The sequence below is a fragment of the Thalassospira sp. UBA848 genome, from assembly GCF_002295455.1.
In the GTDB taxonomy this organism is placed as follows: domain Bacteria; phylum Pseudomonadota; class Alphaproteobacteria; order Rhodospirillales; family Thalassospiraceae; genus Thalassospira.
The window spans coordinates 13,824-17,667 of record NZ_DBGS01000085.1 but is presented as its reverse complement, the minus strand read 5'-3'; the positions used below and the strand labels follow the sequence as shown (position 1 = coordinate 17,667).

Annotated in this window: 4 protein-coding genes; 1 reads left to right on the top strand and 3 read right to left on the bottom strand. The window is 53.4% G+C overall.

Annotation, left to right across the window (positions count from 1 at the left end; all coding sequences use genetic code 11):
• Nucleotides 1-368 precede the first annotated feature (368 nt).
• The 3 genes from B2R48_RS12230 to B2R48_RS12220 form a co-directional block, all read right to left on the bottom strand.
• A complete protein-coding gene (locus B2R48_RS12230) occupies nt 369-923 on the bottom strand; it encodes a hypothetical protein (RefSeq protein WP_062955281.1) in 555 nt (184 codons plus the stop codon).
• Nucleotides 920-1,414, bottom strand: a complete 495-nt coding sequence (locus B2R48_RS12225; RefSeq protein WP_062955282.1) for a response regulator — start codon at nt 1,412-1,414, stop codon at nt 920-922. Before B2R48_RS12225 ends, B2R48_RS12230 begins: the two co-directional genes overlap by 4 nt.
• 285 nt (nt 1,415-1,699) lie before the next feature.
• Nucleotides 1,700-2,173, bottom strand: a complete 474-nt coding sequence (locus tag B2R48_RS12220) for a deoxycytidylate deaminase (protein ID WP_062955389.1) — start codon at nt 2,171-2,173, stop codon at nt 1,700-1,702.
• Nucleotides 2,174-2,459: 286 nt separating this feature from the next.
• Here B2R48_RS12220 and pyk point away from each other — a divergent pair.
• The coding region (gene pyk, locus B2R48_RS12215; RefSeq protein WP_297000748.1) for a pyruvate kinase at nt 2,460-3,844 on the top strand (1,385 nt) is incomplete at its 3' end.

Below are 3,844 nucleotides of genomic sequence, written 5' to 3'. Positions count from 1 at the left end.
ACCAACTGAGCTACACCCGCATGGTGCGTGGCGCGGTTTTTAGCAGTCGCATACAGGTGGTGCAAGCGGTTTTTGACCCCGAAATTCAATTTTCGAAATCATTCCTCCGCCGGTAGAAACCAAGGGTGCTTTGGGTGCGTCAGGGTTCCGGGTTGCTGGCATGTATCAGTGGCACGAGGGCGATGGATTTCGCCTTGAACGGATGTCGGAAGGGGAAGGTTCGGTTGGGTTGCCGCAGATGTCAGCTTGATGGGATGCGCCAGCCGAAATGGTGGTTTCGTGTAGCGTAGCGTTGGGAGCACAATACCGTTGCCGAGCCCGTTGGTTATGTCGGGCGGCCTTGTCGGCAGAATATGCGTAGTGAGCAGCTATTCGCGTGGGGATTCGTAGCGTTCGGTCAGTTTGGTAAGGGCGGCGACAGTTGCCTGTTCGACGCTTGAGCCAAAACCGGTGACGCGACCAGCCAAAATGACATAAAGCGAGTCGATATGAAGCTGTGCGACCAACAACTGCTTTTCGTTTGCCGTTGTTCGGTCCGCCATGAAGGTTTCCATCGACTTGGCGATTTGGGTCATCAGCGGATACTGGAACGTACCACCCAGCGCCTTTACCGAATAAGCGAGGTCGGCGGCTGCTTCGACAGCAGCAGGACGTTTGGATTTGTCGTTAAGGGCAGTGATGATGGTTTTGCGGCATTCCATCAACTCGGTGCCAATATCACGGACAAAGGTTTCCGAGCTTTTCTGAACAACTTTTTCAAGCTCTTCGAGTTGCTCGGGCGACAGGTTGATGTCAAAGCCCTTGATGAAATTTACAGCACGGCGCTTAAGATCCGTTTGGGCGGGGATAATTTGGACGTTCTTTTTTTTCTTTGGTTCTTCAGGTTTCACGACAGCTCCGCTTCCCCAATCAAAATGGGTCATTCGTCTGGGCTCCTCCGATCAGGACCATCAAACTGGACCTGTCTGCGACGTCTATCCGGACCAAAATACGTTCCCGTGTTTACAAAGACACGTGGACGCGTGATGACCGACACCAAACGACTATAAAGTGCCTTAGCATTGAATGGTTTGGCAAGAAATTCTGTAATGCCAAGGTCGCGTGCCGTCGTCACATAGCGCATCTCGGAATGTGCCGTCAGCATGATCACCGGAATAAACCTGTTTGGTGAATTGGTCGAGTTGCGCATCACGTCGAGAAACTCCAGACCATCCATGCCGCGCAAGCGCCATTCACAGATCACAATATCAATCTTCTCAGTGCGCAAAACGTCAAACGCATCGTTTGGCGCTTTTACGCGTTGTATATGACTGGCACCCAAATAGGCGAGCGTGTCATAGACCACCTGAGCTGAAATCTTGTCCCCGTCAACGATCAGAAAACTAATCTTACTAAAGTCTATTTTCGCGTTCATCCGGCCTCGGTTCCTGAGCATCATCACGAAATGCGTCGCTGTTCAGGAGGATACAGCAGCAAATCATACCCCGTTGCTGACTTGTAAATCCTTATACCTTTGTCTGGTTCCCAGCAAGACCAAACCGCAAAGGTTGGGTCCTGGAAATCTGACAAATACTGACCCCGGGCCAGCGTGGAATATGAAACAGACGACGTTTGCGTCTTCTTGTTTTTGTTGCTCGTGTCCGGTGTGAACACACCCAATATTGGGCATTTTTTTCAAGAGTAAAGAGGAAGATCGTTTTTATTTCATAGGCTTGGTGTTGCCCTCGTCGTCAATCACCTTAACGGCGACACCCGATTCCTCGAACATTTCGGTGGATATTTTCATATCCTGTTCCCAGCGTTCGAGGAAATCTGCAGTCAGCTTGGACTTGTCGACATAGACCTCTGCGATGCCAGCCTGAATGATGGCGCGCGCGCAATCGCAGCATGGGAAGTGCGTGACATAGAGTGCGCAGCCATCAAGCGACGTGCCGGTGTAACTGGCGTTATAAATCGCGTTGCGTTCGGCATGTTCGGTATAGGCGTATTTTTCCGGGCGCTGATGGCGGCTTTCGATTTCGTCATCGACCCCGCGCGGAAAGCCGTTGTAGCCAACCGCGCGAATTTCCTTTTTCGGGCCGATGACAACCGCACCGACCTGCGTGCTGCGGTCTTTTGACCAGTCTGCAATATGGGCTGCAAGTCCAAGAAAACGGTGGTGCCATTTGCTCATGAAAAGGGTCCTGTCTGCGCCAAGGGGTCGGTCAGCCGGAGGCTCGAATATGACCGGCATGTTTTATCGATATGGCTCCTTTAAAGAAGGGGCTTCTTGTAATTGTCCAGCGAAAAATCACATTTTTGTAAAGGCATTTAATGAAAAGTCCCTGTTCAAATAGGGGCTGATTGATTATTAAGGGGATACCCCCAGAAAAAGATCAGGATGCCTTTTCGTCTCGCCGCAGATGCAGGCCGAAGCGGGAAGGCTCATGTGTAAACCGAATAACAAGAGGTAGTAGCCGATGCGCCGTCAACGTAAGGCGAAGATCATCGCGACACTGGGGCCAGCAAGTTCAAAGCCGGAAGTCCTCGAGAAAATTGTCGAGACAGGCGTGGATGTATTCCGCCTGAACTTCTCGCATGGGGAACACTCAGAACATCTGGCCCGTTTTGAAGCGATCCGCGCCGTCGAAGAGAAAATCGGGCGCCCAATCGGTATTTTGATGGACCTTCAGGGGCCGAAAATCCGTGTTGGCACGTTTGCCGACGATGAGGTCGTGCTTGCCGCGGGCGACAAGTTCAAATTCGACATGGACAAAACGCCGGGCGACAAAAAACGTGTGTCGCTTCCGCATCCGGAAGTATATGCCGCGATCAAGCCAGGTGCGAACCTGCTGCTTGATGATGGCAAGCTTCGCATGCGTGTCGAGAAATGCGACGACAAGTCCGCAGAATGCACCGTCATCACCGGTGGGCCACTGTCAAACCGCAAGGGTGTCAATCTGCCCGACGTGATGTTGCCGCTTTCACCCCTGACCGACAAGGACCGTGCAGACCTTGATTACGGTCTGGAGATGGGTGTTGATTTCGTGGCGCTGTCGTTCGTGCAGCGTCCAGAGGATGTCGCCGAAGCACGCAAGATCATTCAGGGCCGTGCGGCCATTGTTTCGAAACTCGAAAAACCGCAGGCCATTGATCATCTTGATGAGATTGTCGATCTGTCGGACATGATCATGGTGGCCCGCGGTGACCTTGGCGTTGAATGCCCGCCAGAAGATGTGCCGATTCTGCAGAAGCGGATCATCAAGTCATGTCGCGAAGCGGGCAAGCCTGTGATCGTTGCGACCCAGATGCTTGATTCGATGGTTTCCAACCCGGCACCGACCCGTGCAGAGGCGTCAGACGTTGCAACGGCGATCTATGACGGTGCCGATGCGGTGATGCTTTCGGCCGAAAGTGCGGTCGGCAAATATCCGATCGAAACCGTATCGATCATGAACCGGATTCTGGTGCGCGTCGAACAGGACGAGCTTTATTACCGGATGCGCGATGCCAACCGCCCGGATCCGGAGCACAATGCCCCGGATGCGATCAGTGCGGCAGCACGTCAGGTGGCGACCACGATTGGTGCCAAAGCGGTTGTGAACTATACATCGTCCGGGTCAACGGCCTTCCGTGCCGCGCGCGAACGTCCTGAAGTTCCCATTCTTGGTCTGACACCGCGTATTCAGACCGCTCGTCGCCTTGCACTTTGCTGGGGCGTGCATCCGGTCTTTACCCGTGATGCCACCAACTTTGCCGAAATGGTGGGGATTGCCACCGAAGTGGCAAAGCGCGAAGAGTTTGCTGGTCCGGGTGACTCGCTTGTCATTACGGCAGGTGTGCCGTTCGGTACGCCAGGTGCGAC